The organism is Paenibacillus sp. FSL H8-0104 (genome assembly GCF_038050215.1).
Classification (GTDB): Bacteria; Bacillota; Bacilli; order Paenibacillales; family Paenibacillaceae; genus Paenibacillus; species Paenibacillus amylolyticus.
Genome location: NZ_JBBOTC010000001.1, coordinates 6209338 through 6229350, shown reverse-complemented (window position 1 = coordinate 6229350; position 20013 = coordinate 6209338). Strand labels below are relative to the sequence as shown.

Below are 20013 nucleotides of genomic sequence, written 5' to 3'. Positions count from 1 at the left end.
TTTTTTTAATTTTCTTAATATTAGGAATTATGAAATGTTTACCTACGCAAGGTGTATCTACTTCTCGTTATCTGAACAGTAAACTCTCATCCAAGTTTCTATTATTAATACATCAAAAATAGACTTACCAACCCTCCAATTACCTGCTATATTCAAGATATCCCACCTTTCAACACAATCCCCAATTAATCTACAAAAAATTCCAAGAAAACATTTACGTTTCCAATTGACAATGGATAACTTTGGATGGTATTATCTGAATTGTGGGCAGAGGTTAAGGCCGAAAGCTTCACTTCATTTGATGACGAAGGGAATGTTAGTGCATGCAAGGTAAAGTAAAATGGTTCAACGCAGAAAAAGGTTACGGTTTCATTGAGACTGAAGATGGCGGCGACGTATTCGTACATTTCTCCGCAATTCAATCCGAAGGATTCAAAACTTTGGAAGAAGGTCAATCCGTAGAATTCGACATCGTCGAAGGCGCACGTGGACCGCAAGCAGCTAACGTAATCAAATTATAATCATCCGGACAATCCGACCTACATATATGGTTAGATGGTTACCAAATTGAATTATCGCTAGCATCAGACTCCGGTACTTTCCGGGGTCTTTTTTTGTTTCAATAGATTAGAGATTTGAGGATCATCCGAGGAACATTATTCTATTGAATTTAATAGATTCAAGAGATAGATTGAAGTTCATTTTACATATTAGATTGAGCAAGCTCAAAATGGGTTAATTACATCATCAAGCGCCTAATAATTCATACCAAGTAAATATTCGATTATGGCTGAATATGATGAAATATCGCGAAATATGGCGTTATGCCTACGTTGGCAGATGTGGCTTGAACAGATGTCATTATTCGGTCACCGGGAGTTTTTACATGGCGCTTACATTCGTGTTATAATGAAGTGGCAAAGGAAAAAGGAGGAGTGCCCTATGAATTTAAGTATTCGAGGTCAACAAATCGAGGTTACTGATGCTTTGAAGGATTATGTCGACAAAAAGTTGAGTAGACTCGAGAAGTATTTCGATGCACCCCTTAACTCTGACGGTGCTGTTACATTGAGCACGACGAGAGGTTTGCATACGGTAGAGGTGACGATCCCATTGAAAGGCATTGTGCTCCGCGCTGAGGATGAGAGCGATGATATGTATGCATCGATTGACTCCGTGGTGGACAAGCTGGAACGTCAGATCCGCAAACACAAAACAAAAATTAACCGTAAGTTCCGCCAGGAAGGTAGCCTGAAAACACTCTTCGTTGAAGATCCAACAGGTACTGTAGCTACAGCTGAACTGGATACGGACACGGATGACGATGATTTTGAAGTCGTACGGACGAAACGCTTTATGTTGAAACCAATGGACGTGGAAGAGGCCATCCTCCAAATGAACATGGTTGGTCACAATTTCTTCGTATTCTCCAACATTGACAGTGAAGAAGTTAGCGTTGTTTACAAACGGAACGATGGTAAGTACGGATTGATCGAACAAGGTTAATCTTAACGTACAGGATCATCGGAACGGACATGCGTATGAATATCTAATAATAATGAAGACAGGGACTGTAGTTTCCTGGATTGGACTTAACAAGAGCTTCCATCCCTTAGGGGATGGGGCTCTTTTGTGCGTAGAGAAGCTGGGAAATCACTTTTGGAAATAAAATGGTGAAACTATTCCCTATGCTGCTGCGTCTAATAGATAGTAAGAATAATCATAATTGGTACAAGTTTATCACCAGATTCCGATGCTTACGAAAATATTCGTATACCTACATTCGAGAACTGGATATTGAGATTTCCATCCAAATTTACCATCAAAATTCGTTGACAGAGCTGTCTATCCTGCAAAACGAAACATGACAATCGGACGCTTCCGCTAACGACTATGATTTTTTGCACTTAAACTCGGTTTGATATGTCTCAGAAGTTCAAAGAAGTGTGCCGTGGCGTGTTGCGGCGGCCCTTACAAACTGTTACAATTTATGCAAAGAGAATCATTGTCCTGATGAGGAATTGTCAACGAATGATCGCTAATCATAATCAATGACAGGCACAGCACCATGAACATGATTCGCAAGGCTCGGGCTTCGGCTAGTTTTTAATAACCGAATCCGTTTGAATACCGAATCAGCTTCATGAGGAACCCTTGGCAAGCCTGGAGTTGATTCATCATATTACTTATTAGCATATGATTTGAATTTGATTTTTACACGGATGACGAAGAGGGCGGAAATGACCTGAAGAAGCGAAGCGTTCGCCTGAAAGCTTTCTGAAAGAAAGCTACATCGGAAGCATACGCCTTATCCCCGGATTTCCCCCTCTGAGAAGAGAGTTTAAAAGAAATCAGGGGATAACAGCGATCGAAAGGACATTCTGGCAACTGAGTTGACGAAGTGTAACCTTCATTAAGCTCAAATTATATTGTTTGTCACCCCCGGGCAAGTGGATGCAATATCCATCCGATGGTGTCGCGTGGCGGCAACAGGGGGTCTATTCTGTTTTGCACGAAAGGGGTATACCATGCTAGGACTTGTCAAAAAGATCTTCGGCGACATGAATGAACGTGATGTTAAACGTCTGATGAAGACGGTCGATGTGATCAATAAACTGGAACCACAATTTCAGGCGTTGTCTGATGAACAACTGAAAGGTAAAACGGACGAATACCGTGCTCGTATTGAAAAGGGAGAAACAACAGATGAGCTTCTTCCAGAGGCATTTGCAACCGTACGTGAGGCATCACGTCGTGTACTGGGCAAACGTCACTACGATGTACAGATGCTGGGCGGTATCGCTCTGCATGAAGGCCGTATTTCCGAGATGAAAACGGGTGAAGGTAAAACGCTGGTAGGAACACTTCCGGTATATCTGAACGCGTTAATGTCCAAAGGTGTACACGTGGTCACGGTCAATGACTACTTGGCACAACGGGATAGCCAGGAAATGGGACAAATCTATGAGTTCATGGGCATGACGGTTGGGGTTAACCTCAGCGGTATGGACCATGCGTTGAAACAACATGCATATGCATGTGATATTACGTACGGAACGAACAATGAGTTTGGCTTTGACTATCTGCGTGACAACATGGTGCTCTACAAAGAGCAAATGGTACAACGTCCATTGTTCTTCTGTATCATTGATGAAGTAGACTCCATCTTGGTCGATGAGGCGCGTACGCCACTCATTATCTCTGGACAAGCTCAGAAGTCGACGGATATGTACTATGCAGCAGATCGTTTTGTGAAACGTTTGGTGCCGGAAGAAGACTTTACGGTAGATATTAAGGTGAAATCCGTAGCGTTGACTGAGGCGGGCGTGGCAAAAGCAGAGAAAGCATTTGGTATCGAGAACTTGTATGATCATGCCAATGTAACTCTCAACCATCACATTGTACAGGGCTTGAAAGCTAATGCAATCATGCGTCGTGACGTGGATTATGTTGTCAGTGATGAGGAAGTCATGATCGTTGATGAATTCACAGGTCGTCTGATGTCTGGACGTCGTTACAGTGATGGATTGCACCAAGCGATTGAAGCCAAAGAAGGCATTGAAGTACAAAATGAGAGCATGACGCTTGCTACGATTACCTTCCAGAACTATTTCCGGATGTACCGTAAACTTGCGGGTATGACGGGTACAGCGAAAACCGAGGAAGAAGAGTTCAAAAAAATCTACGGTCTCGAAGTACTGCAAATTCCAACCAACCGTCCGAATAAACGCGATGACATGGCAGATGTCGTGTATAAGAGCATCGATGGCAAGTTCAATGCCGTTGTAGAAGAGATCGTGGCACGCCACAGTAAGAATCAACCGATTCTGGTAGGTACAGTGTCCATTGAGAACTCTGAACGCCTGTCTGACATGCTTAAACGCCGTGGTGTCAAACACCAGGTACTGAACGCCAAGTACCACGCGGAAGAAGCAGAGATCATCTCAGGAGCTGGTCAAGCGGGTGCAGTAACGATTGCAACCAACATGGCAGGACGGGGTACAGATATTATCTTGGGTGATGGTGTAGCTGAAGTAGGCGGCCTTCATATCATCGGTACAGAGCGTCACGAATCACGCCGGATTGATAATCAGCTACGTGGCCGTGCGGGACGTCAAGGTGACCCGGGTTCAACACAATTCTACCTGTCACTGGGTGATGAATTGATGAGACGTTTCGGTGCAGATAATGTATTGAACATGATGGAGCGCCTTGGTTTTGAAGAAGACCAACCGATCGAGAGCCGGATGATTACCCGTGCAGTAGAATCAGCGCAGAAGCGTGTTGAAGGTAACAACTTTGACGTGCGTAAAGTCGTTCTCCAATATGATGATGTAATGAACCAACAACGTGAAATTATATATAAACAGCGCCGCGAGGTACTGGAGTCCGAAAATATCAAACAAATCGTTATGGATATGATCAAGCCTTCCATTGAACGTATCGTTGAAGCACATTGTAGTGATGATATCCCGGAAAACTGGGAGCTTCAGGAAGTTGCTGATTATATGAACAGCAAATTGCTGGACGATGGTTCCATAACAAAAGATGATCTGTGGGGCAAGGAAGCAGAAGAGATCATCGAGTTGCTGTTCACGAAAGTTCAGAACAAGTACAATGCACGTGAAGAGCGAATTGGCGAAGAGATGGTTCGTGAGTTCGAGAAAGTGGTTGTGCTCCGTGCAGTAGACAGCAAGTGGATGGATCATATCGATGCAATGGATCAATTGCGTCAAGGTATCCACCTTCGCGCCTACGGTGGTACAGATCCACTGCGTGAATACCAGTTCGAAGGCTTCGAGATGTTCCATCAGATGATCGCTTCGATTCAAGAAGAAGTAGCGACTTATGTGATGAGAGCACAGATCGAGAGCAATCAGGAGCGTCAAGCGGTTGTTGAGGAAAGTCAGATCTCGACAAGCGGTGAACCTGCTGAGAAACGTCCAGTGAAGGTTTCTGACCAAATCGGACGTAACGATCCATGCCCATGCGGTAGTGGTAAGAAGTTCAAACACTGCCACGGTCAAGAGTAGTTAAAGGGTTCATTTATACACGAATGACATGAATGGCTCCTTGCAGCCGGGTATTCCATAGGATGAAGTGAAGGATGCAAAACCGATTAATGGTGCATAGTTATAATAATATGACCATGATCACGGGGAAGAGATATACTGATATAACAGTAGTCTCAACACCAGGGTGGCGCATCACTTACTTGATCTGGAGGAATGCCCTGGATGCGGGGAGCTTATCTTAATGAAAAGAGGAATTGCACATGATCGATCCAAACGTGAAGCATGACCTGCGTGAAATAGGCAAGAAACTAACCAACCTTAGGGGGTCTCTTTGACTTAGATCTGAAGCAAGAGATGATTGGCAACTTCGAAGTGAAGATGTCTGCCCCCGATTTCTGGGACGACAGTGACAAGGCGCAATCCGTAATCGCTGAGCTAAATGCGGTGAAGGGATCTGTGGATCAATACACCAAACTCCAACAGGATTATGATGATGCGGTGATGATGGTAGAACTGGCTGACGAGGAAGGCGACGAGGACCTCGCTGCAGAGATCGGTAGAAGCGTCACAGCGATCGTGAGCAAGGTGGCAGAGTTCGAACTTCAGCTGCTCCTGAACCAGCCGTATGATAAGATGGATGCCATTCTAGAGCTTCATCCGGGGGCAGGTGGTACCGAGTCACAGGACTGGGGACAGATGTTACTCCGGATGTACACACGTTGGTCCGAGAAACGTGGCTTCAAGGTTGAGGTGCTGGATTATCTGCCAGGAGATGAGGCGGGGATCAAGAGCGTCACGCTATCGATCAAGGGGCACAATGCTTATGGTTATCTGAAAGCCGAGAAGGGTGTACACCGACTGGTGCGGATCTCTCCTTTTGACTCATCGGGCCGTAGACATACGTCCTTCGTATCATGTGATGTGGTTCCTGAGATTGATGATACGATTGAATTGGACATTCGAACAGAGGATCTCAAGATTGATACCTACCGTGCGAGTGGCGCGGGTGGACAGCATATCAATACCACCGACTCAGCCGTGCGGATTACCCACCTTCCGACAGGTGTAGTTGTAACGTGTCAGAATGAACGTTCACAGATCAAGAACCGTGAGCGGGCGATGAAGATGCTTCGTTCGAAATTGTATGAGCGTAAAATTGAAGAGCAAAAACAACAGCTGGATGAAATCCGAGGAGATCAGTCGGATATTTCATGGGGTAGCCAGATTCGCTCCTATGTGTTCCATCCCTATAGTATGGTAAAGGATCACCGTACAAGCGTAGAGACTGGAAATACAGGAGCAGTAATGGACGGCGACCTCGATGCATTCATCGATGGTTATTTGCGTAGCCAGATTAAAGTAGAAACCGATTAATATAAGTTCCTGTATGGACCCATACGTGTAGGCGTATGCTGGTGTATACGGGAGCTTTTTTTTGAATAATTTTATAGGATAGAAAAAATGAGCGAACAACTGATCAGTCACATAAAAGGAGAGCACGAGAACATGCAACAACGATCACAACTTCACAATAATCGCAAAAAGAGGATAACTAGCCTCATTCCACTCAATGGTCCATGGAGAAACGTCGTGGATACGGTATCTATCATTTTAGGTTCGTTTTTAATTGCCGTGGCCTTTAATTTATTTTTATTACCAAATCAGATTGCTTCGGGTGGGGTGTCCGGGTTATCGATCCTGGGCAAGGAGTGGCTTAATTGGGAGCCGGCATATACCCAATGGGCAATTAATATCCCACTTTTGATTGCGGGTTTCCTGCTTATTGGTAAGCAGTATGGAATTCGTTCAGTACTGGGCAGTATTGTCCTGCCACTGTTAGTCTATCTCACGAAGGATTGGGCCATTCCAACAACGAATCCGCTACTTGGTTCACTGTATGGTGGGATTGGCGTTGGTTTAGGGATTGGAATTGTATACCGAGGTAGAGGATCAACAGGTGGCATGAGCATTCTTGCCAGAATCGTACAGAAATACAGCGGACTGAGTTATTCTCTTTGTGTCGTAATTATGGATGCTACGGTTATTATTATGGCTGCTTTTGTATTGTCATTGGAACAGTCTCTCTATGCACTAATTGGGTTGTATGTTACCGGTAAAGTGATCGATGCCGTTGAGATGGGCCTAGGCTTTTCCAGGGTGGCTTATATTATCTCCAACCAGACCGAAGCGATTAGCAAAGTGATTCTGGATGATCTGGATCGCGGATTAACAAAGCTGGAAGCTAAAGGTGGTTACACCGATGATCAACGAACAGTACTAATGGTCGTGGTTGGGCAAAATGAGGTACCAAGACTCAAAGCGTTGATTCGGTCTGTGGACCCGGGAGCATTTGTCATTATCAGTAACGCGCACGAAGTGCTTGGCGAAGGTTTTAAGCGGGGAGAGCATGTGTGAACGGTGTGAAGAATATCGAGTGAGCCGTGTAGGCTCATACGTTCGGAAGTTCAAGACAAGAAAAAAACAGGTACATCTTACTCCGAAATGACGGGAGAGGATGTGCCTGTTTTTTTACTATAAATATTGACCGCTACAAAATCGGAGATAACAGACGGGAAATGGCTTCTTTGAAGCGGATAATGAGACTACGTTTTTGGTATTCATCGAGCGTCATTTCTCGCGATACATGCAGGTCGTGCTCAAAGGTTTGTACAAGTGCTGTCGCAATCGCTTCATCGTACATAAAAGCATTAACCTCAAAGTTCAACCGGAAACTGCGGTAGTCAATATTGGCGGTTCCCACGGATGCAACCAAACTGTCAATGATAAGTGTTTTGGCATGAATGAAGCCATTATCATATATAAATACTTTGGCGCCCACTTTTAGCAACTCACCAATATAAGATAGCGTAGCCCAATATACAAAGGCGTGGTCGGGCTTATTTGGAATCATAATGCGAACATCTATGCCGGACAGACACGCTAGACGAATAGCTTCGAATACACTGGCATCCGGGATAAAATAAGGAGTTTGAATCAGAATCGATTGTTTGGCCCCGTTAATCATCTTAAGATAACTGTTCTTGATATGTTCAGTCTCTGCATCCGGTCCACTGGAGACAATCTGCATGGCAATCTTTCCTGTACCCTCAATATGAGGGAAATGCGCCGGAACATAAGGTGTGTCGTGTTGCTTGGACGCTTCATTCCAATCTAGGAGAAAACGGGTCTGCAGCGCATGAACGGCATTCCCCTGAATACGCAGATGTGTGTCACGCCAATAACCGAATTTGGAGTTCAAGCCAAGATACTCATCTCCAACGTTAAACCCGCCTGTGTACCCCAGGTTACCATCAATGATGACAATCTTACGGTGGTTCCGGTAGTTCATACGCAAGTTGATCAGACTGAATTTGGAGGGGAAAAAGACTTCAACCAAACCGCCTGCTTCGCGCAATTCTTTGAAAAAGCGTTTTGATACCCGCCGCGATCCGAGCGCGTCATACAGCAAACGAACTTTGATGCCTTCCCGCGCTTTGCGGATAAGTGCATCCCGAATTCTTTTGCCCAGACGGTCGCCTCTATAAATGTAGTATTGTACGTGCACGTGATCCTTGGCCGCTTCGATGTCATCCAAGAGCCGCTGGAATTTATCTGTTCCATCCGTAATGATCTCGACCGCATTATCTTCCGTCACCAGAGCACCGTTCTGCTTCAGGTTCATATAGATCATGTCCTGGCTAGTCTCGGTTGCTTGGTTGCGGAAAGGTGTGCGGTTATCGTGCAACTGCGTGAGCTGGGCTTCAATACGTTCCTCTAGCCCGAGCTTCTTACGTTCTTTCCACTGGAAAAGCCGGTATCGGGTCAGGTTCTGACCGGTTAAAAGATAAAGTAAAAACCCAAACACCGGAATAAAGTTCAAGACGAGCAGCCAAGCCCAGGAAGCGCTGGCATCCTTCCGTTCGAAGAAAACGACTGCTGCGGCAAAAATAATATTCAGGCCAAGGAGTACAATAAGTAAAATGGATTCGATATGCACTATAGTCCCCCACGTCTCATTATGACCATCATGAATCTATTCATATGTCCTTGATTAGCAGGTTAGTTATGAATGAGACCCTGATTGTAATGTTTCCTACTAATACGTATTTTAACAGATGTATACCTATTCGTCCCGGATGTTAAAAAAGATATGTTCGGATTGGATGGAAATCCATGTGAAATTGATGATAGAGTGTTGTATTTATATAACCAGAGTCGTATAATAATACACAAATATGCATATAAGCGACGGAATTGCTGTGTTCAAGTATCCTTCAGGCAAGGACATAGCACAAGTAGCGCATACATCGAGATTGGGGGAGCGAGAGTGAATAACAAATTAAAAGTAGCAATCGTCGGTTCCACCGGCTACGGTGGGGTGGAGCTGATTCGTTTTTTCCAGAACCATCCGCTGGTTGAAATCACATCGGTGATCTCATCATCGAGCAGTGGTGAGTCCATCGCAGATGGATTTCCGCATTTGACGGGCGTGATTCACAGGCCACTCGACGGTGTAGATCCGGCTGAAATTGCGAGTCGTGCGGATCTGGTATTCACAGCGACCCCGTCCGGCGTAAGTGCTAAGCTCGTACCAAGCCTGCTGGCAGCAGGACTTAAGGTGATTGACCTGTCTGGCGATTTCAGACTTAAGGATGGAACAGTGTACGAAGAGTGGTACAAACATCCGGCGCCTTCAGCTGATTTGCTGGAACAAGCGGTATACGGCATGGCTGAGGTGTATGGCGAAGAAGTGAAGGGACAGAATTTTATATCCAACCCAGGCTGTTATCCAACGGCTACACTTCTTGGACTGATCCCTGCTGTAGAGGCAGGATGGATTGATCCTTCTACTATTATAATTGATGCCAAATCAGGCGTATCCGGAGCGGGACGTGGAACAAGTCTGACAAACCATTATGCAGAGATGAATGAGAATTTCAAAGCCTATAAACTGAATAAACATCAACATATTCCCGAGATCGAACAAGTGCTTGGCAGTATAACGGGAACGCCTGTTACGGTTACTTTCACAACACATCTGGTGCCAATGACACGTGGAATTATGAGTACGATGTATGCAAACCTCGTTGGGGAACACAGCGACCGGGAGATCGTAGATTTGTACCGTAAATATTATGAGAACAGGCCTTTTGTACGTGTACGTGAACCGGGCATCTGGCCTTCTACCAAAGAAGTGTACGGATCCAACTATTGTGATATCGGATTTGCGGTAGATCCTCGCACAGGGCGTTTGACGATTATTTCGGTCATCGACAACCTGGTGAAGGGTGCTTCCGGGCAAGCGATTCAAAATATGAACCTGATGATGGGATGGGAGGAGAACCTTGGGCTGAACATGACACCGGTATATCCATAAGGGATTGGTATTCAGGAGGAGTGCTGGAACATTCGGTGTAGAGTGCTTTCTCGGAGTCAACTTAGGGAGAACGGATCAGGTTAAGCAGGCGATCATCAGCATATAGCTGAACGCATACGGGGGATATGATATGGGAACGAATGTGGAGCAACATACTTTTACCGTGGTTGAGAACGGAACAATTGTAACCCCTGGGGGATTCACTGCTGGTGGACTTCACTGCGGATTGAAAAAGACATCTCGTAATGACATCGGAGCGATCCGCTGTGATGTACCGGCTACAGCTGCTGCTGTATACACGACGAACGTGTTTCAGGCGGCACCACTCAAAGTAACACGCGAAAGCTTGAGCAACGGACGCCTTCAGGCTGTTATCGTTAACAGTGGTAATGCTAATGCATGTACAGGGCAACAAGGGGAAGAAGATGCTTATGCGATGCGTTCGGCGGCTGCGCGTGAGTTGGGTGTGGCAGAAGAAGACGTGGCTGTGGCATCCACAGGTGTCATTGGTGAATTGCTCAAAATGGATGCTGTACATTCAGGCATCACCGGACTTCCAGCGCATATGGGCAAGGAATCGAATGAGGCGGAGCAATTTTCACAAGCGATTCTGACAACGGATTTGGTAAAAAAGGAAGCTTGCGTCTCCGTTATAGTTAACGGCAAGACGGTTACGATTGCGGGAGCCGCCAAAGGCTCGGGTATGATTCATCCGAATATGGCGACAATGCTCGCTTTTATGACCTCTGACGCGGTCATTGGTGCAGAAGCGTTACAGCGTCTGTTGCGCCAGGCTACCAATCATACATTCAACATGATTACCGTCGATGGGGATACAAGTACAAACGACATGTTGGTAGCCATGTCCAGTGGATATGCAGGCAATGAAGAGCTGACGATGGAGCACCCGGATTGGGACGCTTTTGCAGCCGGCTTCACCTATGTATGCCAAGTACTGGCCAAAGCCATTGCTCGCGATGGTGAAGGAGCAACAAAACTGGTCGAGGTAGAAGTTACAGGTGCGGTAAGTGATGAATCCGCGCAAGCCATTGCCAAAACCGTCATCGGGTCTAGTCTGGTGAAATCCGCCATGTTTGGCGCAGACGCCAACTGGGGACGGATTATTGCAGCCGTAGGGCGTGCAGGACAGCCGGTGAACCCGGATACCGTAGATATCCGTTTGGGAGATATCTCGGTACTCGCGCAGTCCCGCCCAGTCGTGTTTGACGAAGAAGCGGCATTGGCCTATTTGCAGACTGATACAGTTCGCATCGTGGTGGATTTGCACCACGGCGAAGGAACAGCAACAGCCTGGGGCTGTGACCTGACGTATGACTACGTCCGAATTAACGCCGCATACCGCACTTAATAAACCTTTGGATAAAGGTTTTGCGAAACAGCTGTCTTCTATTGTGAAGCTGTTTCGTGAGATGTTTCAAAAATTATCAATGAAATTTAAACTTGTTGTTTGGTGTTGGACATATAGCGATAGTAATGGAGAAGACGGAATTGATTCTGCAGAAGCGGAGCGGTCGCCTTTGTCTCCGGGTGTTCCCCTATATAGGGATAATTCAAGAAACCTGGAGACAACAGCGATCAAAAGAACAATCCGAATTCGGAATGGACTCCTACCAGCCTGTGTGACCTTATAAAAGTGTTATATTTTTTTGAATATAATTTTTACTATGATAGGAGCTTGCCCTCATGAATTCAACAATGCCAAACGAGAGTACCGCAACGGAAGCGAGCACAGAGAAACAGATGTTCGTCATGAAATGTGGAGGCAGCACGCTGGCGGCGTTGCCGGAGTCTTTCTTTGCGGATCTGCGTGATTTGCAGTCTCAGGGCACGCAACCGGTAATCGTGCATGGCGGAGGTCCTGCGATCTCAGATAACTTGGCGAAGCTTGGTATCGAAACTGAATTTGTTAACGGCCTGCGCAAAACAACTGAACCTGTGCTGGACGTAGTGGAGATGGTGCTCGCTGGAAGTATCAACAAGCAGATCGTACGTCTGATTCAGCGTGTGGGCGGTCGTGCACTAGGCTTGTCCGGCGTGGACGGGGGTCTCATTCAGGCGAAGCCCGTATCCAACCACGCAGAGATCGGTTGGGTAGGCGATGTCACTGGTGTGAACGCAGAGATTATCCAAGGCATCGTGAACATGGGATACATGCCAGTTATCGCACCAGTTGGCGTAGATGCAACTGGACAACGCTATAACATAAATGCAGATACAGCTGCGGGTGCAGTTGCGTCTCATCTCGGCGTAAGTCGGATGATTGTCGTGACTGACGTTCCTGGCATCATGAAAAACGTAGGCGGCGAGAAAAAAGTACTGCCATCCGTATCTGTACAAGAGATTGAGGACATGATCCAGACCGGAGAAATCTATGGCGGAATGATTCCCAAAGTGCGTGCAGCAATCGCATGTATCCATGGCCAAGTACGTGAGGTCGTCATCGTAGACGGAAGCGAACCCCAGATCCTGAGCCGAGTGCTCGGCGGAGAAATCATCGGAACTAGAATCATCCGTATGCAATAAAATTGCTCGATACGCTAGGGTCTTAATAGTCTTATTTAAATAGAAAAATATGTGCACGGCTTTTTTATATAAGAAATCTAATATTACACTCACATATCGTAGGGTGCAGAACCAATCTGAAGAATAAAAATGCATAACGGAGAGGACAGAAATAACCTGAAGAAGCGGAGCTAAAAGCTTTCTGAAAGAAAGCTACTTCGTAAGCATCATCTCGCCTTTATCACAGGATTTTCCCCATTGAAGGGGAATAAAAAAAATCCAGGGATAACAGCGATCGGAAGGTTGTTCTGTCATCGAAGTGGAGTATGCATACGTTCGGAAGATGGTTCCGCAATCGGAGTGATCTAGTGTAAATAAGAGCTCTTATATAATTGCCGTTGCACCAACCAATAAGGAGTGATAGGGTCATGGCAAAAGGCAACGAACAGCCAGGTTCTGGCACAGCGGTAGCGGGCGCAACAGCAACAGGTGCAGCGGCACAGACGGAAAGCTCGCTTTTCCAAACGTATGCACGTTATCCAATCAGTCTGGTCAAAGGTAAAGGCAGCTGGTTATGGGACGATCAGGGGAACCGCTATCTCGATTTCATGTGCGGACTCGCTGTAACTAGCCTGGGCCATGCACCGGAGAAAGTTGGAGCCAAGCTGAAAGCTCAGATTGATGAGCTGTGGCATGTATCCAACCTGTTCCAGATTCCAGGCCAGGAGAAGGCAGCAGCATTGCTGACAGCCAATACATGTGCTGACGCAGTGTTTTTCTGTAACAGTGGTGCCGAAGCGAACGAAGCAGCTATTAAAGTAGCACGTCGTTATCACCAAAAGGTGAAGGGTACAGATCGCTATGAAGTGATCACATTTGCCCAGTCCTTCCATGGACGGACACTCGCTACACTGACAGCAACCGGACAGGATAAGGTGAAAGAAGGATTTTTGCCATTGCCAGCCGGATTTGTAACTGTACCTTTGCATGATATCCCTGCCCTTGAAGCGGCAATTGGACCCAACACAGCAGCTATTATGCTGGAAATGGTTCAGGCCGAGGGTGGTGTATATCCGGTTGAACCGGAATTCGTCAAACATGTACGGAAATTGTGTGACGAGCACGGATTGTTGCTCATTGTTGATGAAGTACAAACGGGAATGGGACGTACAGGCAAACTATTCGCACACGAACATTATGGCATTGAGCCAGACGTGTTCACCGTTGCCAAAGGTATCGGCAGTGGTTTCCCTGTAGGCGCAATGCTGGGTAAAGGTTTCCTGCGGGATGCGTTCACGCCAGGTAGCCATGCGACAACATTTGGCGGAACACCACTTGCTTCATCCGTTGTGATAGCAACAATCGAAACAATGCTGGAAGATCGCTTGCCAGAGCGCGCAGCGGAGATGGGTGAATACCTGATGAGCTCCCTGCGGAATCGTTTGGCGGGTAATTCCTTTGTGAAGGAAATTCGTGGCTTGGGATTGTTAGTCGGTATTGAATGTGCTGAGCCGGTAGGTGATATTGTGCTTGCTGGGCAAAAACGCGGTATTTTGTTTGTCTCTGCAGGACCTAATGTGATTCGTTTGCTTCCGAACCTGTATGTGAGCAAAGAAGAGATTGACGAGGCGGTATCCCTTGTAGCTACATCGATCGAAGAGCACGTAGCGGCGAAAGCCTAACATAAAAATGAGAACCTTTCTGTCTCGGGGCCATTACCGGCCTCGAAGCAGAATGAGATGATGAATCCCTGTAGCCGCGCGGTGAACTTGCGGAAGATGAACCTGAGAAGCACCAAAAACGATGTTAACGGTGCTCTCTTCTGCCCATGCGGGTGCAGGGAACCGGAAATAAGGAGGACATTATAGATGACAGCACAACAGACGGAAAAGGTTCAAAAGATTGATCTGAGAGGCCGGGATTTTATCGAATTCACGGACTACACAGCAGAGGAAATTCGTTATCTGCTTGATCTCGCAATTGAGATTAAAGGCAAACAAAAAAGCGGTGTACCTTTTCAACCGTTGAAAGGCAAAACGATCGGACTTATTTTTGAAAAATCATCCACACGTACACGTGTATCCTTTGAAGTGGGTATGTTCCAATTGGGCGGACACGCGCTCTTCCTGAGCAAAAATGATATCCAGCTGGGTCGCGGGGAAACAACACATGATACAGCCAAAGTATTGTCCCGTTACCTGGACGGCATCATGATCCGTACCTTTGGACACCATAATGTAACTGAACTGGCAGAGCATGCTGATGTTCCAGTCATTAACGGCCTGAGCGATGCGGCGCATCCTTGTCAGGTACTGGCAGACTTCCAAACGGTGCTGGAGCACAAAGGCAAGCTGGCAGGTCTGAAAATGGCCTACATCGGAGATGGCAACAACATGGCGCACTCCCTGATGCTCGGTGCAGCGAAGATGGGAATGCATGTTGCTGTAGCAACGCCAGAAGGTTATGAGCCGGATAGTGCAGTTGTGGAGCAGGCACGCATTATCGCACAGGAGAGCGGTTCTGAAGTGACTGTAACGTACAGTGCACAGGAAGCAGCCAAAGATGCAGATATCGTGTATACGGATGTATGGGCGAGCATGGGCTTTGAAGAAGAGCAGAAGATTCGGGAGCAGGCATTTGCGGCATATCAAGTGGACGAGGAACTGATGAAAGGCGCGAAGCCGGACTACATGTTCTTGCATTGTCTGCCAGCACACCGCGGCGAAGAAGTGAGTGCCGGTGTAATTGACGGACCGAACTCTCTGATCTTTGATCAGGCGGAGAATCGCTTGCATGCACAGAAAGCATTAATGGCTGCATTAATGAGCGAATAGATGCTATTTGCCTTTATGGGTTGATTTTAGGCGCAGATTTCGCGATGATAGATTCATCTATAATGTACTTTAAAAAGTTAATTAAACAAGAAGCATACACAAAAACGAAGAGACAGAAAAAGCCTGAAGAAGCGAAGCGGTCGCCTGAAAGCTTTCTGAAAGAAAGCTGCATCGGAAGCATAGGCTATCCCCGGATTTTACCCTTTGTCATAAAGGGATGAAAAAATCTGGGGATAACAGTGATCGGAAGGATTTTCTGGCTCGTAGGATTCAGTGTATGAAGGCTCTGTTTAACTTAACTGATCTTGGGGAGGACCATCGAACATGGCTAAGGAAAAAATTGTACTCGCATATTCAGGCGGGTTGGACACATCTGTAATTTTGAAATGGTTGAAAGAAACATATGATGCAGAGATTATCGCATTCACAGCGGATATTGGACAAAAGGATGAATTGGACGGTTTGGAGGAAAAAGCACTGGCAACAGGCGCTTCCAAAGTATACATTGATGATCTGCGCGATGAATTCGCAAAAGATTTCATCTATCCGATGTTCCAGGCAGGTGCCCTCTATGAAGGACAATACCTGCTTGGCACAAGTATTGCTCGTCCACTGATCGCTAAACGTATGGTGGACATCGCTCGTGCAGAAGGTGCTACAGCCATCGCTCACGGCGCTACAGGTAAAGGAAATGACCAAGTTCGGTTTGAGCTGAACGCGGCTGCACTGACACCAGACATTAACGTAATTGCACCTTGGCGTCTGGAAGAATTCCGTAACCAATTCCCGGGACGTGCCGAGATGATCGCGTACGCTGAGAAACATGGCATTCCGGTAACCGCTTCTGCGGCTAAACCATACTCCACAGACCGTAACTTGCTGCATATCAGCTATGAGAGCGGTGTGCTAGAAGATCCTTGGTTCGATCCAAGCGCGGACGAGAACAAAGACATGTTCCTGCTGAGCAGTGCACCTGAAGATGCACCAGATCAAGCGGAATATGTTGAACTGGAATTCGAACAAGGTGACTGTGTTGCACTGAACGGTGAGCGTCTGAGCCCACTGCAAGTGATGGAGCAACTGAACGAGCTGGGTGGCAAACATGGTATTGGCCGTGTAGATATGGTTGAGAACCGTTTTGTTGGTATGAAGAGCCGTGGCGTGTACGAAACACCAGGTGGAACAATTCTGTTCACAGCACATCGCAAAATGGAGTCCATCACGATGGACCGTGAAGTGATGAACCTGCGTGATAGCCTGATCACACGTTACAGCACACTCGTTTACAACGGCTTCTGGTTCGCACCGGAACGTCTGGCGCTGCAAGCGCTGGTGACTGAAAGCCAGAAGAACGTAACAGGTACGGTTCGTGTGAAACTGTACAAAGGCAACATCATCGGCGCAGGTGTGAAAAGTTCTGTCAGCCTCTACAATCCGGACATCGCAACGATGGAAGCTGATCCAACGCAAGCTTACGATCAAGGTGATGCAACAGGCTTTATCCGCCTGAATGCACTGCGTTTGAAAGTAAACTCCGGCGTGGAGCAAAACAAAAACTAATTTCAACCTGCATCTATAGAGCTATATCAATATAAATGACAAGGCAGGCCGTTCTTGCACATCTGGCAGGAGCGGCTTTGTCCATGAGCGAAAGGGGAGTACTCACCGTGAGCAAGCTGTGGGGAGGACGTTTTACAAAACAAACCAATCATTTGGTTGAGGAATATACGGCATCGATCAATTTTGACAAAGCTTTGGCTGAGGAAGATATTCAGGGCAGTCTGGCCCATGTGACAATGCTGGGCAAATGCGGTATTCTGCCGGCGGAAGATGTAGAGACCATCAAAGAAGGATTGATCACCGTTCTGCACAAAATCCGTGCGGGCGAAGTGGAATTCTCCGTATCGGACGAAGACATCCACATGAATATTGAGAAAAACCTGATCGAGACGATTGGCCCTGTAGGCGGCAAATTACATACAGGCCGTAGCCGGAATGACCAGGTAGCAACGGATATGCACCTATACCTGCGCGAACGCGTGGTTGGATTTGTAGGCATGCTGCATTCCTTGCAGGAAGCACTGATTGGACAAGCGAAAGATAACCTCGATACAATTGTACCGGGTTATACGCATCTTCAACGGGCACAGCCAATTCTGTTTGCACATCACCTGATGGCGTATGTCTCCATGTTCCAACGGGATGCGGAGCGTCTGATGGACAGCTACAAACGCATTAACATCCTGCCACTGGGCGCAGGTGCGCTCGCGGGCACAACATTCCCGATTGACCGTCATTTTGTCGCGGAACAACTGGGCTTTGATGGGGTGTACGAGAACAGTCTGGACGCAGTAAGCGACCGTGACTTTATCGTTGAGTTCTTGGCGGCGGCTTCGCTGATCATGACTCACTTGTCCCGTCTGAGTGAAGAGCTGGTATTGTGGAGCAGCACGGAGTTTGGTTTTGTGGAGTTGGACGACGCATTCTGCACAGGCAGCAGCATCATGCCTCAGAAGAAAAATCCGGACGTTCCTGAACTCGTGCGTGGTAAAACAGGACGTGTGTACGGCAACCTGATCGGTTTGCTGACGGTACTGAAATCTCTTCCACTGGCATACAACAAAGACATGCAGGAAGACAAAGAAGGTATGTTTGACACAGTAGCGACGCTGGAGGGTGCGCTGCAACTGTTTGCTCCAATGATCGCGACAATGACAGTGAACAAGGATCGGATGCGTCAAGCGGTCAACCAGGATTTCTCCAACGCTACGGATATTGCCGACTTCCTCGTGGGAGAAGGCTTGCCTTTCCGTCAGGCGCATGAAGTGATTGGTAAAACGGTGCTGTACTGCATCCAGAACAGCAAGTATTTGCTGGATCTGACGATTGATGAATTTCGTCAGTTCTCACCACTGTTTGATGACCGGATCTATGATGTGCTGCAACCGGAAGCGGTAGTGAACGCTCGTAATGTTTACGGCGGGACAGCTTCGGGTCAAGTCGCTGAAGCCATCGGGCGCAGTGAGAAGGTACTGGAGATCACCGAGCAATGGATTACGAACCGCGGTTAATACCACAGCTACTATAAGGTACCCTTACAGATACAACAGTACAACAAAGAAGCAGGCCAGAGAACTTTGTTCTCAGCGGCCTGCTTTTTGTGTTTTACAGCGATGTGCTTTAGATACATTCTACTCAACCGCGAACGGATGTTAGGTTGTTCTACTATCGGAGTACCAGTTTAGTTACTCGCGGTAGCTCCATTGCAATTCTCCACTAATCGCGCTTTTGTAAAGGCAACCATTTCAATACATCCTGAATCTTGGCATCCCAGTAGCCCCACTCATGTTCACCAGGCCCTTCATCGTATGTCAGTTCGAAGTTCGTCTGTTCACAGGCTTGACGGAAGGTTTGATTATCCTCATACAGGAAATCTTCCGTTCCGCAGCATTGGTAGAGCAAAGGTCGAGGACTTTTGCTAGATTGGCTTTCTTTTAACAGATGAATCAGATCGTTCTCTGTACCTGCCACCTCTGGTCCGAAAATACGTTGTAACTCCGTCTGTTGCAATGCTGAGGATGCGTTTCTATCCATATGTGCAGACATATCGAGTGCTCCAGACAAACTGGCAGCTGCAACATATTGATCTGGTTTACGAAGGGCCAGCTTGAACGCCCCATAGCCACCCATGGATAATCCGGCAACGAAATTGTCCTCCCGTTGGTCTGAGAGTGGGAAGAAAGAACGAGCAAGTGCCGGGAGTTCTTCACTGATAAAGCTCCAATAACGTCCGCCTTCTACCATATCTGTATAGAAGCTGCGGTGAACCTGTGGCATAACAACGGCGATCCCGAGGTTGGCCACATAACGTTCGATGGAAGTCCGACGCAGCCAGATGGAATCATCATCAGACAGGCCGTGCAGCAGGTACAGAGTTGGGTGCAACCCTTTGCCAGTCACATTCTCCATACCGATCTGATTGTGGGTTTGTTGCGGTAGAATGACATGCATGCTGGTGCTCAGCCCGAGCGTATCCGAGTAAAAATCACATTTAATAAGTGCCATGAGTATAAGAAACCCCTTTCATAAGTTCGTTAACCACCTGTTCTGACATGAGACGATGGGATGGAAATCGGATGCCTAGGCCTCCAAAGTGTTTATATGTAACAGGTTATACGCATTACGCTTCCATTGCAATAACAAGATCTACAGAAGAAAACAAAGAATTTCACACCAGTGGTTAAAGTGGAAATCTGTAATCTGA

At 46.9% G+C, this 20013-nt stretch carries 14 protein-coding genes; 12 read left to right on the top strand and 2 right to left on the bottom strand.

All coding sequences use genetic code 11. The features are described 5' to 3' along the window. Positions 1-323: 323 nt before the first annotated feature. From NST38_RS27465 to NST38_RS27445, 5 genes are all read left to right on the top strand, one after another. On the top strand, positions 324-521 hold the full coding sequence (locus tag NST38_RS27465) for a cold shock domain-containing protein (RefSeq protein WP_024631599.1): 198 nt from the start codon (positions 324-326) through the stop codon (positions 519-521). A 421-nt stretch (positions 522-942) separates the two neighbouring features. Beyond that, on the top strand, positions 943-1506 hold the full coding sequence (hpf, locus tag NST38_RS27460) for a ribosome hibernation-promoting factor, HPF/YfiA family (protein WP_036667734.1): 564 nt from the start codon (positions 943-945) through the stop codon (positions 1504-1506). A 1022-nt stretch (positions 1507-2528) separates the two neighbouring features. Further along, positions 2529-5033, top strand: coding sequence for a preprotein translocase subunit SecA (secA, locus tag NST38_RS27455; protein ID WP_341344276.1), 2505 nt, complete (start codon positions 2529-2531; stop codon positions 5031-5033). A gap of 242 nt (positions 5034-5275) precedes the next feature. Beyond that, a protein-coding gene (gene prfB, locus NST38_RS27450) for a peptide chain release factor 2 (protein WP_101313559.1) occupies positions 5276-6389 on the top strand; the annotation gives its coding sequence in 2 pieces (ribosomal slippage) (positions 5276-5347 and positions 5349-6389; 1113 coding nt in all). A gap of 132 nt (positions 6390-6521) precedes the next feature. Further along, positions 6522-7430, top strand: coding sequence for a YitT family protein (locus NST38_RS27445; RefSeq protein WP_341344222.1), 909 nt, complete (start codon positions 6522-6524; stop codon positions 7428-7430). 133 nt (positions 7431-7563) lie between these two features. Here NST38_RS27445 and cls read toward each other — a convergent pair whose 3' ends face one another. Continuing rightward, on the bottom strand, positions 7564-9012 hold the full coding sequence (gene cls / locus NST38_RS27440; protein WP_341344221.1) for a cardiolipin synthase: 1449 nt from the start codon (positions 9010-9012) through the stop codon (positions 7564-7566). A 330-nt stretch (positions 9013-9342) separates the two neighbouring features. Between cls and argC the strand changes: the two genes are divergently transcribed. The 7 genes from argC to argH all read left to right on the top strand — a co-directional run bounded on the left by argC (position 9343) and on the right by argH (position 18820). After that, positions 9343-10392 (top strand): N-acetyl-gamma-glutamyl-phosphate reductase, encoded by a 1050-nt coding sequence (gene argC / locus NST38_RS27435; protein WP_341344220.1) that lies wholly within the window; start codon positions 9343-9345, stop codon positions 10390-10392. Positions 10393-10522: 130 nt separating this feature from the next. Further along, on the top strand, positions 10523-11761 hold the full coding sequence (gene argJ / locus NST38_RS27430) for a bifunctional glutamate N-acetyltransferase/amino-acid acetyltransferase ArgJ (RefSeq protein ID WP_445933721.1): 1239 nt from the start codon (positions 10523-10525) through the stop codon (positions 11759-11761). 335 nt (positions 11762-12096) lie between these two features. After that, positions 12097-12936 (top strand): acetylglutamate kinase, encoded by an 840-nt coding sequence (argB, locus tag NST38_RS27425; protein ID WP_127551507.1) that lies wholly within the window; start codon positions 12097-12099, stop codon positions 12934-12936. 407 nt (positions 12937-13343) lie between these two features. Then, positions 13344-14597, top strand: coding sequence for an aspartate aminotransferase family protein (locus tag NST38_RS27420; protein ID WP_339191134.1), 1254 nt, complete (start codon positions 13344-13346; stop codon positions 14595-14597). Between the two features lie 186 nt (positions 14598-14783). After that, positions 14784-15749: an ornithine carbamoyltransferase gene (gene argF, locus NST38_RS27415; RefSeq protein WP_017692003.1), complete on the top strand. Its 966-nt coding sequence runs from the start codon at positions 14784-14786 to the stop codon at positions 15747-15749. A gap of 324 nt (positions 15750-16073) precedes the next feature. Next, entirely contained in the window at positions 16074-17309 is a 1236-nt protein-coding gene (locus NST38_RS27410; RefSeq protein ID WP_076254080.1) for an argininosuccinate synthase, read from the top strand. Positions 17310-17416: 107 nt separating this feature from the next. After that, complete coding sequence (gene argH / locus NST38_RS27405; protein ID WP_036612430.1) at positions 17417-18820, top strand: argininosuccinate lyase; 1404 nt, start codon at positions 17417-17419, stop codon at positions 18818-18820. A gap of 205 nt (positions 18821-19025) precedes the next feature. Here the strand turns inward: argH and NST38_RS27400 are convergent, their stop codons facing one another. Further along, positions 19026-19814 carry an alpha/beta hydrolase gene (locus tag NST38_RS27400; protein ID WP_341344219.1) on the bottom strand — a complete coding sequence of 263 codons (789 nt, stop codon included), beginning with the start codon at positions 19812-19814 and terminating at the stop codon, positions 19026-19028. Between the last annotated feature and the right edge of the window lie 199 nt (positions 19815-20013).

Bases quoted from the DNA above. Each gene is read 5' to 3' on its own strand.
- NST38_RS27465 (WP_024631599.1), top strand. From the start codon at position 324: ATGCAAGGTAAAGTAAAATGGTTCAACGCAGAAAAAGGTTACGGTTTC.
- hpf (WP_036667734.1), top strand. From the start codon at position 943: ATGAATTTAAGTATTCGAGGTCAACAAATCGAGGTTACTGATGCTTTG.
- secA (WP_341344276.1), top strand. From the start codon at position 2,529: ATGCTAGGACTTGTCAAAAAGATCTTCGGCGACATGAATGAACGTGAT.
- NST38_RS27445 (WP_341344222.1), top strand. From the start codon at position 6,522: ATGCAACAACGATCACAACTTCACAATAATCGCAAAAAGAGGATAACT.
- argJ (WP_445933721.1), top strand. From the start codon at position 10,523: ATGGGAACGAATGTGGAGCAACATACTTTTACCGTGGTTGAGAACGGA.
- argB (WP_127551507.1), top strand. From the start codon at position 12,097: ATGAATTCAACAATGCCAAACGAGAGTACCGCAACGGAAGCGAGCACA.
- NST38_RS27420 (WP_339191134.1), top strand. From the start codon at position 13,344: ATGGCAAAAGGCAACGAACAGCCAGGTTCTGGCACAGCGGTAGCGGGC.
- argF (WP_017692003.1), top strand. From the start codon at position 14,784: ATGACAGCACAACAGACGGAAAAGGTTCAAAAGATTGATCTGAGAGGC.
- NST38_RS27410 (WP_076254080.1), top strand. From the start codon at position 16,074: ATGGCTAAGGAAAAAATTGTACTCGCATATTCAGGCGGGTTGGACACA.
- NST38_RS27400 (WP_341344219.1), bottom strand. From the start codon at position 19,814: ATGGCACTTATTAAATGTGATTTTTACTCGGATACGCTCGGGCTGAGC.